The 16636-nt window shown below is 70.7% G+C and carries 12 protein-coding genes and 3 tRNA genes; 3 read left to right on the top strand and 12 right to left on the bottom strand.

What is annotated here, in order from left to right; all coding sequences use genetic code 11:
* Positions 1-30 precede the first annotated feature (30 nt).
* The 5 genes from thpD to lhpI all read right to left on the bottom strand — a co-directional run bounded on the left by thpD (position 31) and on the right by lhpI (position 8909).
* The gene (gene thpD / locus ACXAFN_RS06425; protein ID WP_474987204.1) at positions 31-1029 is read right to left on the bottom strand and encodes an ectoine hydroxylase; all 999 of its coding nucleotides are present in this window, start codon (positions 1027-1029) and stop codon (positions 31-33) included.
* 299 nt (positions 1030-1328) lie between these two features.
* A complete protein-coding gene (gene putA, locus ACXAFN_RS06430; protein ID WP_474987206.1) occupies positions 1329-4994 on the bottom strand; it encodes a bifunctional proline dehydrogenase/L-glutamate gamma-semialdehyde dehydrogenase PutA in 3666 nt (1221 codons plus the stop codon).
* A gap of 156 nt (positions 4995-5150) precedes the next feature.
* Entirely contained in the window at positions 5151-6419 is a 1269-nt protein-coding gene (locus ACXAFN_RS06435; RefSeq protein WP_474987207.1) for an NAD(P)/FAD-dependent oxidoreductase, read from the bottom strand.
* A complete protein-coding gene (nhaC, locus tag ACXAFN_RS06440; protein ID WP_474987209.1) occupies positions 6416-7867 on the bottom strand; it encodes a Na+/H+ antiporter NhaC in 1452 nt (483 codons plus the stop codon). The genes ACXAFN_RS06435 and nhaC overlap by 4 nt, the downstream gene beginning before the upstream one ends.
* A gap of 85 nt (positions 7868-7952) precedes the next feature.
* Positions 7953-8909 carry a bifunctional Delta(1)-pyrroline-2-carboxylate/Delta(1)-piperideine-2-carboxylate reductase gene (lhpI, locus tag ACXAFN_RS06445; protein ID WP_474987211.1) on the bottom strand — a complete coding sequence of 319 codons (957 nt, stop codon included), beginning with the start codon at positions 8907-8909 and terminating at the stop codon, positions 7953-7955.
* A gap of 118 nt (positions 8910-9027) precedes the next feature.
* On the opposite strand from lhpI, the gene ACXAFN_RS06450 reads away from it, so the two are divergent.
* The gene (locus ACXAFN_RS06450) at positions 9028-9837 is read left to right on the top strand and encodes a helix-turn-helix transcriptional regulator (protein ID WP_474987213.1); all 810 of its coding nucleotides are present in this window, start codon (positions 9028-9030) and stop codon (positions 9835-9837) included.
* Between the two features lie 695 nt (positions 9838-10532).
* Here ACXAFN_RS06450 and ACXAFN_RS06455 read toward each other — a convergent pair.
* The 7 genes from ACXAFN_RS06455 to ACXAFN_RS06485 all read right to left on the bottom strand — a co-directional run bounded on the left by ACXAFN_RS06455 (position 10533) and on the right by ACXAFN_RS06485 (position 15193).
* Positions 10533-10608, bottom strand: a tRNA-Thr gene (locus ACXAFN_RS06455).
* 90 nt (positions 10609-10698) lie between these two features.
* A tRNA-Gln gene (locus tag ACXAFN_RS06460) sits at positions 10699-10773 on the bottom strand.
* 3 nt (positions 10774-10776) lie between these two features.
* Positions 10777-10852 (bottom strand) — tRNA-Phe (locus tag ACXAFN_RS06465).
* Positions 10853-10945: 93 nt separating this feature from the next.
* Positions 10946-11218 (bottom strand): oxidative damage protection protein, encoded by a 273-nt coding sequence (locus ACXAFN_RS06470; protein WP_474987215.1) that lies wholly within the window; start codon positions 11216-11218, stop codon positions 10946-10948.
* Between the two features lie 27 nt (positions 11219-11245).
* Positions 11246-12337, bottom strand: coding sequence for an A/G-specific adenine glycosylase (gene mutY, locus ACXAFN_RS06475; protein ID WP_474987217.1), 1092 nt, complete (start codon positions 12335-12337; stop codon positions 11246-11248).
* Positions 12338-12401: 64 nt separating this feature from the next.
* Positions 12402-14744, bottom strand: a complete 2343-nt coding sequence (locus tag ACXAFN_RS06480) for an AsmA family protein (protein ID WP_474987219.1) — start codon at positions 14742-14744, stop codon at positions 12402-12404.
* On the bottom strand, positions 14741-15193 hold the full coding sequence (locus ACXAFN_RS06485; protein WP_474987220.1) for an acetyl-CoA sensor PanZ family protein: 453 nt from the start codon (positions 15191-15193) through the stop codon (positions 14741-14743). The genes ACXAFN_RS06480 and ACXAFN_RS06485 overlap by 4 nt, the downstream gene beginning before the upstream one ends.
* A gap of 169 nt (positions 15194-15362) precedes the next feature.
* Between ACXAFN_RS06485 and hisB the strand changes: the two genes are divergently transcribed.
* Together hisB and hisH are read left to right on the top strand one after the other, a co-directional pair.
* Positions 15363-15956, top strand: coding sequence for an imidazoleglycerol-phosphate dehydratase HisB (gene hisB / locus ACXAFN_RS06490; protein ID WP_474987222.1), 594 nt, complete (start codon positions 15363-15365; stop codon positions 15954-15956).
* A gap of 28 nt (positions 15957-15984) precedes the next feature.
* Positions 15985-16626 (top strand): imidazole glycerol phosphate synthase subunit HisH, encoded by a 642-nt coding sequence (hisH, locus tag ACXAFN_RS06495; RefSeq protein WP_474987224.1) that lies wholly within the window; start codon positions 15985-15987, stop codon positions 16624-16626.
* Positions 16627-16636 lie beyond the last annotated feature (10 nt).

Here is a 16636-nt window from a genome sequence, read left to right on the forward strand (position 1 = left end):
CCTCAGTCTACGCGTGCCGGCCCGTCGGCGTCAGGCCTCCGGCGTCCACCGCTCGTCGGGATCATGAGCCAGGAAGCGCGGGCGGCGCTTGGCGGCGCCGAAGGGCTCGACGCAGCGGTTGTCGCGACGATTGTAGACGAAGAAGGCGTTGCTGCGCGGGTCCGGCGACATGTTGGCGTTGGAGCCGTGCAGGGTATTGCAGTCGAACAGCAGCAGGCCGCCGGCGGCCCCGGTGGGCGCCTCGATGCCGTGACGCTCGATCAAACGCCGCAGCGCCTCGCGGCCCGGCACGCCGAATTGCTGGGTCTTGAGCGACTGCTTGTGGTGATCCTCCGGGGTCTCGCCGAGGCAGGGCACGAACACCCGATGCGAGCCCGGCACCAGCATCAGCGGGCCGTTGAAGGCGTGGTTGTCGGTCAGCACGATGGAGGCGCTCACCGCGTGCATGGCCGGCATGCCGTCCTCGGCGTGCCAGGTCTCGAAGTCCGAGTGCCAGTTGAAGCCCTTGCCCTCGAAGCCGGGCTTGTAGTTGATGCGCGACTGATGGATGTAGGGCTCGCCGCCGAGGATCTGCCGGGCGCGGCCGGTCAGGCGCGGGTCATGGGCCAGGCGCCCGAAGACCCGCGACAGGCAGTGCACGGCGAACAGCGAGCGAATCTCCTTGCCCCGGGGTTCGGTGATGCTGAAGTCGCGCTCGCGATAGGCGTCGTGCTCGAGCAGTTGCCTGAGCGCCCGACGCAGCTCGTCGAGCTCGTCGCCGCGCAGGAAGTCCGGCTCGAACAGGAAGCCCTGGCGCTCGAACGCATCGAGCTGCACCGGGGACAGCGGGCCCTGCCGGTCGCGCCCCTTGACCACCGGCTCCCGGCGATTCAGCCAGGGCAGGTCGAGGGGCTCGGCAAGCCGCGTGGGATAGGGATCGTCGCCGGGCCGCGGGGCGCTGCGCACCCGGCTTTCGGGATCCGGAGAATCGACGATGTCGAACGGGGTCGCCTGTTGCAGCGGTCGGTCGGACGATGTCTGCACTGACATCCACTACCTCCTTTGCAGTCGGAAGGGTTTCAGATTCGAACTCGTTACCGACGGCGCTCGGCCGTGGCGCGGGCCGGGGAGGACCCGCGTCGGAGAGGTGGTGATGGCCCCGCGGTCTTTCAAGGGCCGGATGTCCCGGCGCCAGCGCTCGAGCACCCGGCAAGCGAGGAGCCCGGCCGTGGGGCCGGGCTGCTGCAGGTCCGAGTGGGGCACGGCGGTGCCGCGTCAGGCGGGTGGCGTGGCGACGCCCCGGGGCCTTGCCGCGCCCCGGGGCGACCGTCGGAGCGCCGGCGAGGCGCCTACTCGGCGCTCGCCAGCAGGCTGGCGTTGCCGCCGGCGGCGGTGGTGTCGATGCACAGGTGGCGCTCCACCACGTAGCGCGTCGGGGCGATGACCTGGGTCTCCAGCTGCACGATGGGGCCGTCGCGCTCGGCCAGCGCCAGGCGCAGCGTCCGGGTCCAGTCGCCGCCCCCGGCGGCGGCCACGGCCACGATGCCCGTCAGGGCGGTGAGCGTCTCCGCCGCCACCGTGCCGTCGAAGGCCGCGACCGGCGCCCCGGCGGCGCTCAGCGAGCGCACCTCGCCGTCCGCCCCGGGGGCGACGATCAGCGCCGGACAGCCCGCGGCAAGCGCCTGCGCCGCCTGGGCGACGGCGATCTCGAGGGTCGGCCCCAGGCACAGCACCGGCCCCTTGGGATACTGCGACAGCCGGTTGCTCTCCCCGGTCGGCCCCGGCAGGGTCTGGGGCGTCATGTCCAGGGCGGCGGCCTCGGCCAGCGCCTTGCGGATCATCCCGCGGCGTCCGGAGAGCGCGCGGCGCAGCACCTCGACCCGGTCCGGCCGCGCCGCCCAGTGGCGAGCATCCAGGCCGTCGAGCGCCGCCTGCAGGTCGGCCGTGGGAATGGCCTCGCCCTGGGGCGCGTCGAAGTGCTCGACGGCATCGGTGCGTCGGAAGCGCGGCACGTAGAGCGGCCCCCCGGCCTTGGGACCGGTGCCCGACAGCCCCTCGCCGCCGAACGGCTGAGAGCCGACGATGGCGCCGATCTGGTTGCGGTTGACGTAGATGTTGCCGACATGGATCCGCTCGACGATCTGCTGCACGCGATCGTCGATGCGGGTGTGCAGGCCGAAGGTCAGGCCGTAGCCCTTGGCGTTGATCGCATCGACCACCTTGTCGATGTCGCGGGCCTTGAAGGTGGCCACGTGCAGCACCGGGCCGAAGATCTCGCGCTCCAGATCCTCGATGCCGCCGACCTCGACCACCGCCGGGCTGACGAAGGTGCCGCCGTCCGGGGCGGGCAGCGTCTTGAGCACCTTGCCGGCCTTCTGCTGCGCCTCGACATAGGCGCCGATGTCGGCCTGGGCCTCGGCGTCGATCACCGGCGAGACGTCGGTGTCGGTGTTCCAGGGGTCGCCGATGGACAGCGCGTCCATGGCGCCGTCGAGCATGGTCAGCAGCCGCTCCCGCGCCTCCTCCTGGACGTACAGCATGCGCAGCGCCGAGCAGCGCTGGCCGGCCGACTGGAAGGACGAGATCAGGATGTCGCGGACCGCCTGCTCGGTCAGCGCGCTGGAGTCGACGATCATGGCGTTGAGCCCGCCGGTCTCGGCGATCAGCGTCGCCTCCGGGCCGGCGTTCTTCGCCAGCGCCCGGTGGATGAGCTGTGCCACCTCGGTCGAGCCGGTGAAGCAGACCCCGGCGATGCGCGGATCGCTGGTCAAGGGCCCGCCCACCGTGGGACCGTCGCCGGGCAGCAGCTGCAGCGCCGCCTCCGGCAGCCCGGCCTCGCGCATCAGCTCGACGGCCCGGGCGGCGATCAGCGGCGTCTGCTCGGCGGGCTTGGCGAGCACCGCGTTGCCCGCCGCCAGCGCCGCGGCGATCTGGCCGGTGAAGATGGCCAGCGGGAAGTTCCAGGGGCTGATGCACACGAAGACGCCGCGCGCCTCGCCCGGCTCCTCGGCCTCCAGCCGCTCGCTCTCGTTGGCGTAGTAGCGCAGGAAGTCCACCGCCTCGCGCACCTCGGCGATGCCGTCGAGGATCATCTTGCCGGCCTCGCGGGTGGCGATCACCGTCAGCTCGGCCATGTGTTCCTCATAGAGGTCGGCGGTGCGACGCAGCACCTCGGCGCGTTCGGCCACCGGCCGGGCCGACCACTCGCGGTAGCCGTCCTCGGCGGCGTCCAGCGCCGCCGCCACTTCCTCGGCGGTCGCCTCGTATACTTGACCGACCACCCGCGCCCCGTCGGCCGGCGACAGCGCCTCCCGCGCGCTGCCCCGGGGCGCGGGAGCGCCGGCGAGCATCGGCGCGGCGGTCCAGGTGGCGTCGGCGAAGGCCTCGCGGGCCGACAGCAGCGGCAGGATCGAGGCCGGCTCGTTGATCCGGTAGCCGCGGGAGTTCTTGCGCTCCGGGGCGAACAGTTCGCCGGGCCGGCGGATCGTCGGGTTGGCGATGGCGTCGCCCAGGTGTTCCCACCCGGCCAGCGGATCCTTCGCCACCTCGCTGGCGGGAATCGAGGTGTCCACCACCTGGTTGACGAAGGACGAGTTGGCGCCGTTCTCCAGCAACCGGCGCACCAGGTAGGCCAACAGGTCGCGGTGGGCGCCGACCGGGGCGTAGATGCGGCAGTGGGTGCCCTCCGACTGCTTGACGATGTGGTGCAGCGACTCGCCCATGCCGTGCAGGCGCTGGAACTCGTAGCTGTCCTTGTCGTCGCCGGCCATGGCGACCACGGCGGCGCAGGTGTGGGCGTTGTGGGTGGCGAACTGCGGGTAGATGCGGTCGCGCCGCTCGAGCAGCATGCGCGCACAGGCCATGTAGCTGACGTCGGTGTTGACCTTGCGGGTGAACACCGGGAAGGTCGCGACGCCCATCTCCTGGGCCAGCTTGATCTCGGTGTCCCAGTAGGCGCCCTTCACCAGCCGCACCATGATCTTGCGGTCGTGACGCTGGGCCATCTCGTAGAGCGCCTCGATCACCGGCGCGGCGCGCCGCCCGTAGGCCTGCACCACGATGCCGAAGCCCTCCCAGCCGGCCAGCTCGGGGTCGGCCAGCAGCGCCTCGATGACGTCGAGGGACAGGTCCAGCCGATCCTGCTCCTCGGCGTCGATGTTGAAGCCGATGTTGGCCTTGGCGGCCTGGCGGACCAGCTCCCGGGCCCGCGGCACCAGGTCGCGCATCACCGTCTCACGGTGGGTGGTCTCGTAACGCGGGTGCAGCGCCGAGAGCTTCACCGAGATGCCGGGGCTGCCGCGCACGTCGCCCTTGGCCTGCTTGGCGATGGCGGCGATCGCCCTGGCGTAGGCCTGGTGATAGCGCAGCGCGTCGTCGTCGGTGCGCGCCGCCTCGCCGAGCATGTCGTAGGAATAGGTGTAGCCCTGCTTCTCGAGCTCGCGGGCGTTCTTCATGCCCTCCTCGATGGTCTGGCCGAGCACGAACTGGCGGCCGAGGATCTTCATCGACTGGCCGACCGCGGTGCGCACCACCGGCTCGCCCATGCGGCGCACCAGGCCGCGCAGCGCCCGCACCGGACCCTTGGGATCCTCCTCCAGCACCTTGCCGGTGAGCATCAGCGCCCAGGTCGAGGCGTTGACCATCGACGAGGACGACTTCCCCAGGTGGGCGCCCCAGTCGGAGGGCTCGATCTTGTCGTGGATCAGGTCGTCGATGGTCTCGGCGTCGGGCACCCGCAGCAGCGCCTCGGCCAGGCACATCAGGCCGACCCCCTCGGCGGTGGAGAGCCCGTACTCGGCCAGGAACGCCTCCATCATGCTGGGCGAGGTCTCCTCGCGTACCCGCGTCACATAGTTGGCGCCGGCCTCGGCCACCCGGCGGCGCTGCTCCTCCGAGAGCTCGATGCGCTCGACCAGCCCGCGCAGCACCTCCGCCTCGTCGACGTCGTAGTGGGCGCGGATGCGCGAGCGCAGCTCGCTCACGGCATCGTGGGGATGAAGGTTGGCTTCGTTCATGGTCGATCTCCTGGCAACGCGCCATGCATCGCCGCTGCTGCGGTGCGGATGGCGTCGTCGTTATCGAAAGTCACTCATCTAGCGTAGGCGCCCGAGTGCGGGTTATGCCCGTCGCGGTCGCCAACGCGGCGGCGAACGGCCGCCGGCGCGCTCGGTTCAGGGCCGGCGCGGCCCCGTCTCGCGCCCCGCGAAGCGGGTCACCCGAAACGGGGCGAGGTCGAGGGCCGGCGTCTCGCCGGCCAGGCGGGCGGCGAGCAGCTCGGCGGTGATCGCCGCCTGGGTCAGCCCCAGATGCTGGTGGCCGAAGGCGAAGGCCACCGACGGATGGTCCGGATGGACGTCGATCACCGGCAGCGAATCCGGCAGCGTCGGCCGGAAGCCCATCCACTCCTCGGCGCCGTCGCCGAGCCCGGCGGGATCGTGCAGCAGCGCCCGAGCATGGCGGCGAAGCGAGGCGTAGCGGCGCGCCCGCGGCGGCAGCGCCAGCCCGCCTAGCTCGGTGAAGCCGACGATGCGCAGCCCGCCGCTCATGGGGGTCATCACGCAGCGGCGCTCCGCCGAGCCCACCGGCCGTCGCAGCGCCTGGCCGCGCCCGGGCAGCGTCAGGTGGTAGCCGCGCTCGGTCTCCAGCGGGATCTTCAGGCCGAGCCCGGCGGCCAGGCGATGGCTCCAGGCGCCGGCGGCGACCACCACGCGCTCGACGTCCCGGGTGCCGTGGTCGGTGTACAACCGCACGCCCTCGCCCCGGGGCGCCAGCCGGGTCACCCCCTCTCGATGCAGCATGCCGCCGCGGGCCTCGAAGGCCCCGGCCAGCCGGCACACCAGGGCATGGGGATCGCGCACCTGGTGGGCCGCGGGAAAATAGAGACCATGGCTGAGCGCACCGGCAAGGCCCGGCTCCAGGGCGCGGAGTTCGGCCGCCTCACACCATTCCACCGCATGTCCCCAGCGGCGCAGGGCGTCCATCCGGTCCCGGGCGGCGGCCCGCCCCCGCGGGGAGGCCCACACCTGCAGGTAGCCCGAGGCCACCAGCTCGTCCTCGGCGCCGAGGTCGACCAGGCAGCGCCGCCAGGCCGCCACCGCGGCGCCGTTCAGGGCCGCCAGGGCCCGCCGCCCGCGTTCCACCTGGCCCGGCCGGGCGGCGGCCACGAAGCGTGCCAGCCAGGGGGCCAGGCGCGGCAGGTAGCGGGCCGGCAGCGCCAGGGCGCCGTGGGGGGCGAGCCACAGCCGCGGCGCCTGGCGCAGGCTCGCCGGGCTCGACAGCGGGTCGATCAGCTCGGTGGCCAGGAAGCCGGCGTTGCCGAAGGAGGCGCCCTCCCCCGGCCCCCGGGGGTCGAACACGCTGACCGCGTGCCCACGGCGCTGCAGGGCCAGGGCGGCGGTCATGCCGACCACCCCGGCGCCGATCACCGCGATGCGGCTCATGCCCGCTCCCCTGCCGCGGCCGTGGCCTGCCCGGGCTCGGCGCGCCGGGAGAACCAGCCCAGCTGGGCGTAGAGGATGCCGAACAGCGGCGACAGCCAGCAGGCGAAGGCCAGCGGGATGTACAGCAGGGCGCTGAAGTCGCCGGCGCTCACGGTCAGCCCCAGGGCGCCGATCACGAAGGCGCCGCCGGCGTTCCAGGGCACCAGCGGCGAGACCAGGGTGCCGCCTTCCTCGATGGCCCGGGACAGGTTGAGGCGCGAATAGCCCAGCGCGTCGTAGGCCGGCTTGTACATGCGCCCCGGCAGGGCGATCGACAGGTAGACGTCGCCGGACACCACGTTGGTGGCGATGGAGGTCAGGATGGCGCTGGTCTGCAACCCGCGAAAGCCCTTCAGGCGCTTCATGATGGCGCCGACGATGGCCTCCAGGCAGCGGGTGCGCTCGAGCGCGCCGCCGTAGGCCAGGGCAAACATCATCAGCGTCACCACCCAGGTCATCGAGGTCACGCCGCCGCGGTTGAGCAGGCTGTCCAGGGTCTCGCTGCCGGTGACCACGCTGTAGCCGCTGTGGGCGAAGGTCAGGGCGTCGTGGACGCTGGCGCCCTGGGTGAGGATGGCCACGCCGCCACCCAGCATCACTCCGGTGAACAGCGCCGGAATCGGTGCCACCTTGCAGAAGGCCAGGCCGATGACCACCGCCAGGGGCAGCAGCTGCCAGGGGCCCATGGCGAAGCCGTCGGCCAGGCCCTGCTTGATGGTCTCGATGCGCGTCAGAGAGTCGCCCGCCCCGCCCTCGGCGCCGCCCACCACCGCGTACACCGCCAGGGCGATCAGCATCGCCGGCACGGTGGTGGGCAGCATGTAGCGAATGTGGTCGAAGATGTTGGTCTCGGTGACCGCCGGCGACAGGTTGGTGGTGTCGGAGAGCGGCGAGATCTTGTCGCCGAAGAAGGCGCCGGAGACCACCGCCCCGGCGGTCCAGTAGAGCGGCACGCCGAAGGCATCGCCGATGCCCATCAGCGCCAGGCCCACGGTGCCGACGGTGGTCCAGGAGGAACCGATCGACAGCGAGACCATCGAGCACATCAGCATGGCCGCGGCCAGGAACCAGCCTGGGTCGATCATCTCCAGGCCCAGGTAGATCAGCATCGGCACGGTGCCGCTGGCGATCCAGGTGCCCACCAGCATGCCGACGATGATCAGGGTGGCGATGGAGGGCATCGCCACGTGCAGCACCTGGAAGGCGCCGGCCTCGATGTCCTTCCAGCGATAGCCCTGCAGCCAGCCGACCAGGGCGGTGATGCCGAAGCCGATGGCCAGCGGAATGTGCGGGGTGAAGTCGTCGTAATAGAAGATCTGCACGCCCAGCAGGGCGATGGTCAGCACCACCGGGATCAGCGCCAGCGGCAGGCGCGGCACCGGGATGGCCGGGGTCGCATGATCGTTCATCGTGAGGGGCTCCTCGGGCGGGACGGGCCCGCCCTTCGTTGTCTTTGTCGTTGTCATCGTGTCGCAGGAGGCGAGGATCGCGGGGTCAGTCGCGGCAGCGCTCGTAGGCCAGGATGGCGGCGGCCAGGTCCTCCACCGAGGCGCCCACCGACTTGAAGACGGTGATCGCGCCCTCGGGGTCGGCCAGGGCCGCCCGGCCCGCATGGCGCCCGCCGCACAGGTCGGGGAAGTCGGCGAGGATGTCGCCCTCGCCGATCACGCCGCTGGCGATCGGGTCGATCAGGTCGCCGGTCTCGCTCAGCGCACCCTCGCGGGTGTCGACGAACACCGCGCCGCGGCGCATCACCTCGTCGTCGGCCTCGCGCATGAAGGGCGTGAAGCTGCCGACCAGGTCCAGGTGGGTGCCCGGCGTCAGCCACTCGCCGTGGATCAGCGGCGCGGGGCTCAGGGTCGCGCAGCTGATGATGTCGGCCCGCCCGGCGGCCTCGGCCAGGCCATCCGCCGGCACCGCCTGGGCATCCAGGCCCTCGTCGCGCAGCTCCGCGGCCAGGGCCTGGGCGCCGGCCTCGTGGATATCCCAGATGCGCACCCGCTCGATGGGGCGCACGGCGCGGTGTGCCGGGATCAGCCGGCGGCCCATGCGCCCGGCACCCACCATCAGCAGCTCGCGGCTGTCCTCGCGGGCCAGGTAGCGGGCGGCCAGCGCCGACGCCGCGGCGGTGCGCCGAGCGGTCAGCTCGTTGGCCTCGAACTGGGCCAGGTGGTGGCCGGTGCGGGCGCAGCTCAGCAGGTAGTGGCCGGTCAGGCCCGGCTGGCCGCGGCCGCTGTTGCCGGGGAAGACGTTGACCTGCTTGACGCCGAGGTACTGGCCCTCGATCCAGGCCGGCATCAGCAGCAGGGTGGCGTCCGGATCCCCCGGCACGCTCAGGTGATGATGATGGCGCACCGGCGAATGCACGGTGCGGGTGAAGATATCGTCCAGCGCTGCCACCAGCGCGCCCCAGGGCAGACTGGTGGTGACTTGTTCGGCGTCGAGATACATGTCAGCCTCTTTTCAACGGTGCCCGGGCCAGTCTATGGGCCCCCGCCGACGGGCTCTTGGCCCGGCCTCCGCAATCGTTGTTCCAGGCTCCGCAATCGCCGGCCCCGAGGGGGACCCGATGTCACAGACCCAGGCTCGCTGTAACCGCATCGCCCGCACCGCCGGCGAGCACTGCCACGACTACCCCCAGCTGATGCTGGGCTGGCGCGGGGCGATGGACTACGAGTTCAGCCGCGGCAGCGAGCGCCTGGCGCTGGGCCGGGCGGCGATCCTGCCGATGAGCGAGACGCACCGCTATCGAGGATGTGGCGACGACAGCGAGGTGCTGGTCATCGACCTCGACCGCGACGACCCCTGCCTGGCCTCCCTGGAGCAGAGCTGTGCCCTCGACCTGCGCGAGTCGCTGTTCGCCGAGCCCCGGGCGCTGGCCCTGCCGCCGACGCTGGTGCCGTTGGTCGACTACGCCGTCGACCGGCTACGCGCCGTGCAGACGCCGCAGCAGGCGGCGCTGATCAACCACCAGCTGGCGCTGCTGTTCGTCGGCCATTTCAGCCAGCTGCTCGGCGGGCAGGCTCCGGCGGCCCGACGCCCCCCACGCCTGCCCGCTCGGGCCCTCGACGCCTTCATCGACGAACGCCTGGACCTGCCGCCGGACAACCAGGCGCTGGCCGAGGCCATGCACCTCGGCCAGAGCCAGCTGCACCTGCTCTGCCAGCGCCAGTTCGGCGTGACCCCGCAGCAGTACGTGCTACAGCGACGCCTGCAGTGGGCCCGCTACTGGCTGTGCCAGACCGCGCGCCCGGTCGGCGAAATCGCCCTCGACCTGGGCTTCGCCGACGCCTCGACCTTCTCGCGGGCCTTCCGCCGCCGGACCGGCCGCTCGCCCAGCGAGGAACGCCGCCAGGGCGCCGTTACCGTCGCGCCCTGACGGTCCGCCAATAGAATTGCGGGTGGATATCTCGAAGTGCATGGGGGTGTGGATAAAGGCACTGCGCAGGACGGCTGATGAGGGCAGATTCCGGGAGCCCGGATACGGACACGACGGCCGCAATCCGGAGCCGGTCCATCACGCCGTCATATGGCTGCAACATGATGGGGCTAAGGTGACTTCGTGACGGGGAAATGGGAAGTCCATATTAACGCGAGGTTGGCCCGCCGGTTGGCGGGCCTTTTTTCTGTTCGTCCCCGGTTCGGCCGCGCGAGGAGGATAGACCAGCGAACGCGGTGCTCGGCGTTTTCGCTAAGCTAGGGCCAGATCGCGCGCCTCTTATCCGGCCTTTAACCTGCACGCTTGCGCTTCCTTGTGGGAGGCTTTCGCTGTGGTTAACGCAGCGATGCATCGCATGGGCTCGGCCAAGATCCTGATGACTTGAGCGCGAACAGCCGGCGCCGATTACTGCATTTCCTGGGCTCGCCGCGCAGAGGGGATGGGTAGGCTTTGGGGGCTTACGTGGCTCCCCGCTTGCGTAAGCGCTTGAAGACCCGCCCGTCCCGGCGGGTCTTTTTTATGCCAGGGGATGGCGGTGGCAAGGTCGCGTAGACACTTTGTGGACACCCACAAAAAAACCGCCTCGATTGGCGGTTTCATGTCTGCTCTATCGCACTGATTTTGAAGCACTTTAATGGTGCCGGCACCAGGAGTCGAACCCGGGACCTACTGATTACAAGTCAGTTGCTCTACCAACTGAGCTATGCCGGCAACGGCACTTGCCATCAGCGCGGAGGCCGAGGCCTCTGAGCAGAAAGACCGTGAACAATGTCCACGGTCTTTCCAGAACTTAGGTTGGCGTGGCTGGGGTAGCAGGATTCGAACCTGCGCATGCCGATACCAAAAACCGGTGCCTTACCGCTTGGCTATACCCCAACATGGTGGCCAGAGACGGAATCGAACCGCCGACACGGGGATTTTCAATCCCCTGCTCTACCGACTGAGCTATCTGGCCCTCGCCAACGGTGCGTATTAAACCCTAAAGGCCCGCTGGCGTCAACCCTTTCCGTTTCAGAACCTTGGGAGTGGCCAGCGGGTGTCGAGGCGGCTATCGCTCGGGGGGCACATAGCCTTCCGCCTGGTCGGTCGGCTCGTTGTCGAGGAACCGCTCGAGCTGCTCCATCAGGTACTCGCGGGCCTCGGGCTCGAGCATGTTGAGATGCTTCTCGTTGATCAGCCGGGTCTGCAGGGCCTGCCATTCTTCCCAGGCGCGCTTGGAAACGCTGGCCTGGATCTCCTGGCCCTTCTTGCCGGGCAGCGGCGGGAACGGCAGGGCCTCGAGCTCTTGCTGGTACTTGCGACAGAAGACGGTCTGGCTCATCGATGATGGCTCCTGGGATGACGGGAGTTAGGGGGCGTCCTGGACGCTCAGGGTGAAGGGGCGCAGCGCTTCCAGCAAGCCCTTCACCGGGGCGGCCAGGCCGATGCTGTCCGGGTCGGCGGGGTCGAACCAGCGCCGCGTCTCGCCCACGCCGTCGAGGCGGCTCACCCGCGCCGGCTGGGGCGTGATCTCGAGGCGGAAGTGGCTGAACACGTGAGTGAAGGCCTCCCAGGGTGCCTCCAGCCTCGCGCCGGGGGCGTGCTGGTCGAGCCAGGCCCGCAGGTCACCCGATGCCTCGAACTGCGGCAGGCTCCACAGGCCGCCCCACAGGCCGCTGGAGGGGCGCTGCTCGAGCAGCACCCGCCCCGCTCCGTCCTGCAGCAGCAGCATGGTGGTGGTGCGGGTGGGAATGGCCTTCTTGGGCTTGGATTCCGGAAACCGCTTCTGCTCGCCGCGCGCCCGGGCCACGCAGACGTCGCCGAAGGGGCAGCGCTCGCAGTCGGGCTGGCCGCGCCGGCACAGGGTCGCGCCGAGGTCCATCATCGCCTGGGTGAAGTCGACCACCCGACGTTCGGGCGTGTAGTGCTCCGCGAGGCTCCACAGCTCGCGCTCCACCGCGGGGCGCCCCGGCCAGCCCGCCACGGCATGCAGGCGAGTGAGCACTCGCTTGACGTTGCCGTCGAGGATCACCGCCCGCTCGCCGGTGCTCTGGGCGATGATCGCCCCGGCGGTGGAACGGCCGATGCCGGGCAGCGCGGCCATGGCGTCGAGGCTGTGCACCGGGAAGTCGCCGCCGTGCTCGTCCACCACCGCCCGGGCGGCCTTGTGCAGGTTGCGCCCGCGGGCGTAGTAGCCGAGCCCGGTCCACAGGTGCAGCACTTCGTCCTGGGACGCCGCCGCCAGCTCATGGACGCTCGGAAACCGCGCCATGAAGCGCTCGAAATAGGGAATCACGGTGGCGACCTGGGTCTGCTGGAGCATGATCTCCGAGACCCACACCCGGTAGGGGGTGCGATCGTGCTGCCAGGGCAGGTCGTGGCGACCGTGGACATCGAACCAGTCGAGCAGGCGTTGCTGGAAGGTGGCGGGGGACAGGATGGCGGGTGGCGTCTCCGTCATGGGCAATCTCGGCACGAAAAAAAGCGCCGACGCGAGGGTCGGCGCAGGACTGGCTCTTGCTTGCTCACTTGAACAGACCCTCGAGGGTGTCACGAAGTTCCCGACGAGAATCTTCTCCGAGGCGTTCATCGAGTTTTTCCACGGCATCGCCGAGGCTGTCGCGCAGTTTCTCGTCGGCGCGCTCGGTGGCCTCGCGGCGCAGCAGCTCGCCCAGGGTGGACTGGAAGGCCTCGCGGTCGAAGCGGCACCACTCGGCGCTGTCGCCGTCGAGCCGGCCCTCGCAGCGCACCGGGAAGGGCACGTCGACCAACCGCGGATTGACCTCGCAGGCGGCGTCGACGTCCTCGCCGGTGAAGCGGACGTCGGCGTGCAGGTCGAAGCGCTCGCTGGCCAGGTCGAGCTGGCCATCGCCCCCCAGGGCGATGCCGGGCATGGCCAGGGCCAGGTCGTCGCTCTCGGCCACGCCGTCGCGGATGCGAAAACTGGCCTCGGCGCGCTGGAAGTGGGTATCGGCGGCCCAGTCGCGGCTGGTGCTCTCGCCCTCCAGCCGCGCCGTGGCGGTGCACAGCTCCCGGGAGACGTTGACACCGGTGAGGCGGCCCTCGGCCATCCGTGTGGCCAGCCGGCCGTTCAGGGCGCGCTTGAGCTCGGCGGTGCTGTTGCCGCGGGTCTCGAGCTCGCCGTCGGCGTTGAGACGCCCCTCCACCGCGGCCGGGTCGTCGCTCAGCGAGGCCAGCAGCGAGCCCAGGCGCAGCCCCTCGACCCGGGGCGCCAGCCGCCAGCGCAGCGGCGTCTCGCGGGCGTTCAGTTCGCCGGTGGCCGACAGCTGGCCGTCGTGGAAGCCGGATTCGAAGGCCTCGAGACGATGCCGGCCATCTTCCCCGGCGAGGGTCAGCTGGACGTCACTGAAGGTCTGTCGCATCAGCACCAGTTGGCCGAGGCTCAGCTTGGCATCGAGGTCGAGCCCGGCCAGCCACTCGGCCGGCAGCAGTGCTCCCTTGCCGTCCTGGGCCAGGGCGCGGCCGATGCCCGGCAGGCCGGGGCCCGAGGCCGCAGCGTCCGCGGTGTCGCCCGGCGGCAGGTAGTCGTCCATGTCGAGGCGATCGCCCTGCAGGTCGGCCACCAACCGGGCGCCGTCGAAGCGGCCGCCCAGGCGGCCGTTGAAGGTACTGCCGTCCAGCGCCAGGGTCAGGCCGTCCAGGCTGAAACGTTCCAGGTCGCCCTCGATCGGGCTGGTCAGCCCCACCTCGCCCAGCGCGGCGGTGGAGGCCATGCTCGGCATGATGCCGAGGCGCACCAGCCAGGGCCGCAGCGAGAGCTCGGCCAGGCGCAGCTGGCCCTCGTAGGCCGGCGCCTCGACCAGCTCGGAGAAGGCGAGCTGGCCCTCGAGCTTCAGGCCGTCCGGGCCGGTCAGCGCCAGCTCGCGGAGCTGGGCGGTCTGGGCGGCCAGGTCGGCGTCCAGGGCGAAGGCCAGCGACAGCGGCAGGCGCTTCTCGCCGAGCCGCGGATCCAGCAGGCCGAGTTCGAGCCGGCTGCCGGTCAGCTGCAGGCGATCGCCGGACAGGTCGAGCACCAGTTCGTCGGCGTCGAGTTGGGCCTGCTGGGCGTCCTCGTCGCCCCATAGCCGGGTATCGGAGGACAGCGACAGTTCCTCGAGCCGGTGGCGACCCTCGGCGAGGCCCAGGCTGACACGGGTCTCCAGGTTCAGCTGGCTGGTCAGCCAGGGCGCCTTGGCGGCGAGATCGTCGCGCAGCGCAACCTCCAGGCTGGCACTGAGCGGGAAGGGCTGGTCGGGATTGACGTTGCTGCCGGTGATGTCGACGCCCTTGAGCCGCAGGTCCTGCCCGGCCTGGGCGTCGCGATAGTCGATGCGGCCATCGCGGACCTGCACGCTGGCGATGTTCAGCGCCACGTCCAGGCCGCTGGCATCGGAGGAAGGGTTGGGCCCGGCGCTGGCCGGCGCCAGTACCGACTCGGCCTGCTCGCCGCGGCTGCGCAGCCGCTCGATCAACGTCTGCCAGTTGCCGCGGCCCTCGGCGTCGCGCTCGAGGTTCAGCGCCAGGCCGTCGAGGGTCAGGCCATCGATGGCGATCTCGCCGCGCAGCAGCGGGGCGAAGGCCAGGCTGACCTCGGCGTGGTCGAAGGCGGCGAAGGGAGCGGCGTCGGCGGCCTGGCTGGGCAGCCGCGCCTCGGCGGCCTCGACGCCGACCCCCAGGCGCGGATAGAAGGACCAGCTCAGCGGGCCGTCCAGCTCCAGTTCCAGGCCGCTGTGCTCGCGCACCACTTCGACCAGTCGCGGCTTGAGGTCCTCGGGGTCGAAGAAGGTGGTGATGAACACCACCGCGCCGACCAGTACCAGCCCGAGGACCCCGATGGCGGCCAGCAGGGTCCGCAGAATTCGCTTCATTGCCCGGCTCCTTTGGGCGAGAGATCCAGTTCGAAATAGCTACCGGCCTGGGTCATCCGGTAGCCCATGCGGCTCAGCAGCACCTGGTCGGCCATGGGCAGCTGGGAGGCCAGCACCCGCAGGCGCTGGCCGTCGGCGTGGGCCGCCTCGCCGGTGAGCGCCAGCAGTCGCGAGCCGACGCCCCGCCGCCGGGTGGTCTGGCGCACGCAGAGGTGCGACAGCCACCAGGCCTCGTCGTCCGGCGACACGGCCAGCGCCCCCAGCAGGCGGTCGTTGAAGCGCGCGCAGCAGAAGAAGCGCTCGGCCGCCAGGTGCTCGCCGACGAAGGCCTCCGGGGTGCCCGGCAGGCGCTCGGCGGGGGCATCGGCGTAGATGCGAATCAGGTCATGGCGGACCTGGGCGTCCGCGTCCCAGGTCGCTTGATCGACGCGTTGTAGCGTGACCGGCATGCAGGTATCTCCTGAGGCTTGGCAGGGCGGGCCTGCCGCATGGTGGGGGCATTGTAGCGAATGGGGGTAGCGTTTCACTATAATGGCAGCCTTGCAACGGCGGGGCCGCCCCGTCCCCCGCCCGATGGCGGCCCCATTTCGACACGCGCCCAGGCGCTGGAGACCCGACATGTCCGAGCGTATCGCCACGGTCACCCGCGACACCAAGGAAACCCAGATCACGGTCACCGTGAACCTCGACGGCGAGGGCAAGCTGGTCTGCGAGACCGGCGTGCCCTTCCTCGACCACATGCTCGACCAGGTGGCCCGCCACGGCCTGATCGACCTGGACATCAAGGCGGTGGGCGACCTGCACATCGACGATCACCACACCGTCGAGGACCTCGGCATCACCCTGGGTCAGGCCTTCGACCAGGCGATCGGCGACAAGCGCGGCATCTATCGCTATGGCCATGCCTACGTGCCGCTCGACGAGGCGCTGTCGCGGGTCGTGGTAGACTTCTCCGGGCGCCCGGGGCTGTTCATGGACGTCGAATTCACCCGCGCCAGCATCGGCCGCCTGGACACCCAGCTGTTCTGGGAGTTCTTCCAGGGCTTCGTGAACCACGCCAGGGTCACCCTGCACATCGACAACCTGAAGGGCTTCAACGCCCACCATCAGGCGGAAACCATCTTCAAGGCCTTCGGCCGCGCGCTGCGCATGGCGGCCGCCGAAGACCCGCGCATGGCCGGCCAGATGCCGTCCACCAAGGGCAGCCTGTGATCCCGCCGACCGATACGAGGAGCGTCCCATGACCATTGCCGTCATCGACTACGGAATGGGCAACCTGCATTCCGTCGCCAAGGCACTGGAGCACGTCACCCACGAGCACGTGGTGGTGACCCGCGACGCCCGCCGCATCCTGGGCGCCACTCGCCTGGTGCTGCCCGGCCAGGGCGCCATCCGCGACTGCATGGGCGAACTCGAGCGCACCGAGCTGCGCGGCCTGGTCGAGGAGCTGCTGGCCCAGCAGGCCAAGCCGCTGCTCGGCATCTGCGTCGGCCAGCAGATGCTCCACGAGCGCAGCGAGGAGAACGGCGGCATCGATTGCCTGGGCTTCATGCCCGGCCAGGTGCGGCGCTTCCCGATCGACATGCGCGACGACATGGAACATCGCCTGAAGGTGCCGCACATGGGCTGGAACCTGATGCGCCAGCGCCACGAGCACCCGCTGTGGGAGGGCATCGACGACCTCGAGCACTTCTACTTCGTGCACGGCTACTACGTGGAGGCCGACGAGGACGCCCAGGTGTTCGGCACCACCGACTACGGCCGCATCACCGCCCACGTGGCCACCGGCCGCGACGCCACCTTCGCCGTGCAGTTCCACCCCGAGAAGAGCTCCCGGGCCGGCCTGCGGCTGCTGGAAAACTTCGTGCAGTGGACGCCCTGAGCGACGTGCT

It is taken from the genome of Halomonas sp. ABH4_019, from assembly GCF_056159885.1.

Bases quoted from the DNA above. Each gene is read 5' to 3' on its own strand.
- thpD (WP_474987204.1), bottom strand. From the start codon at position 1,029: ATGTCAGTGCAGACATCGTCCGACCGACCGCTGCAACAGGCGACCCCG.
- putA (WP_474987206.1), bottom strand. From the start codon at position 4,994: ATGAACGAAGCCAACCTTCATCCCCACGATGCCGTGAGCGAGCTGCGC.
- ACXAFN_RS06435 (WP_474987207.1), bottom strand. From the start codon at position 6,419: ATGAGCCGCATCGCGGTGATCGGCGCCGGGGTGGTCGGCATGACCGCC.
- nhaC (WP_474987209.1), bottom strand. From the start codon at position 7,867: ATGAACGATCATGCGACCCCGGCCATCCCGGTGCCGCGCCTGCCGCTG.
- lhpI (WP_474987211.1), bottom strand. From the start codon at position 8,909: ATGTATCTCGACGCCGAACAAGTCACCACCAGTCTGCCCTGGGGCGCG.
- ACXAFN_RS06450 (WP_474987213.1), top strand. From the start codon at position 9,028: ATGTCACAGACCCAGGCTCGCTGTAACCGCATCGCCCGCACCGCCGGC.
- ACXAFN_RS06470 (WP_474987215.1), bottom strand. From the start codon at position 11,218: ATGAGCCAGACCGTCTTCTGTCGCAAGTACCAGCAAGAGCTCGAGGCC.
- mutY (WP_474987217.1), bottom strand. From the start codon at position 12,337: ATGACGGAGACGCCACCCGCCATCCTGTCCCCCGCCACCTTCCAGCAA.
- ACXAFN_RS06480 (WP_474987219.1), bottom strand. From the start codon at position 14,744: ATGAAGCGAATTCTGCGGACCCTGCTGGCCGCCATCGGGGTCCTCGGG.
- ACXAFN_RS06485 (WP_474987220.1), bottom strand. From the start codon at position 15,193: ATGCCGGTCACGCTACAACGCGTCGATCAAGCGACCTGGGACGCGGAC.
- hisB (WP_474987222.1), top strand. From the start codon at position 15,363: ATGTCCGAGCGTATCGCCACGGTCACCCGCGACACCAAGGAAACCCAG.
- hisH (WP_474987224.1), top strand. From the start codon at position 15,985: ATGACCATTGCCGTCATCGACTACGGAATGGGCAACCTGCATTCCGTC.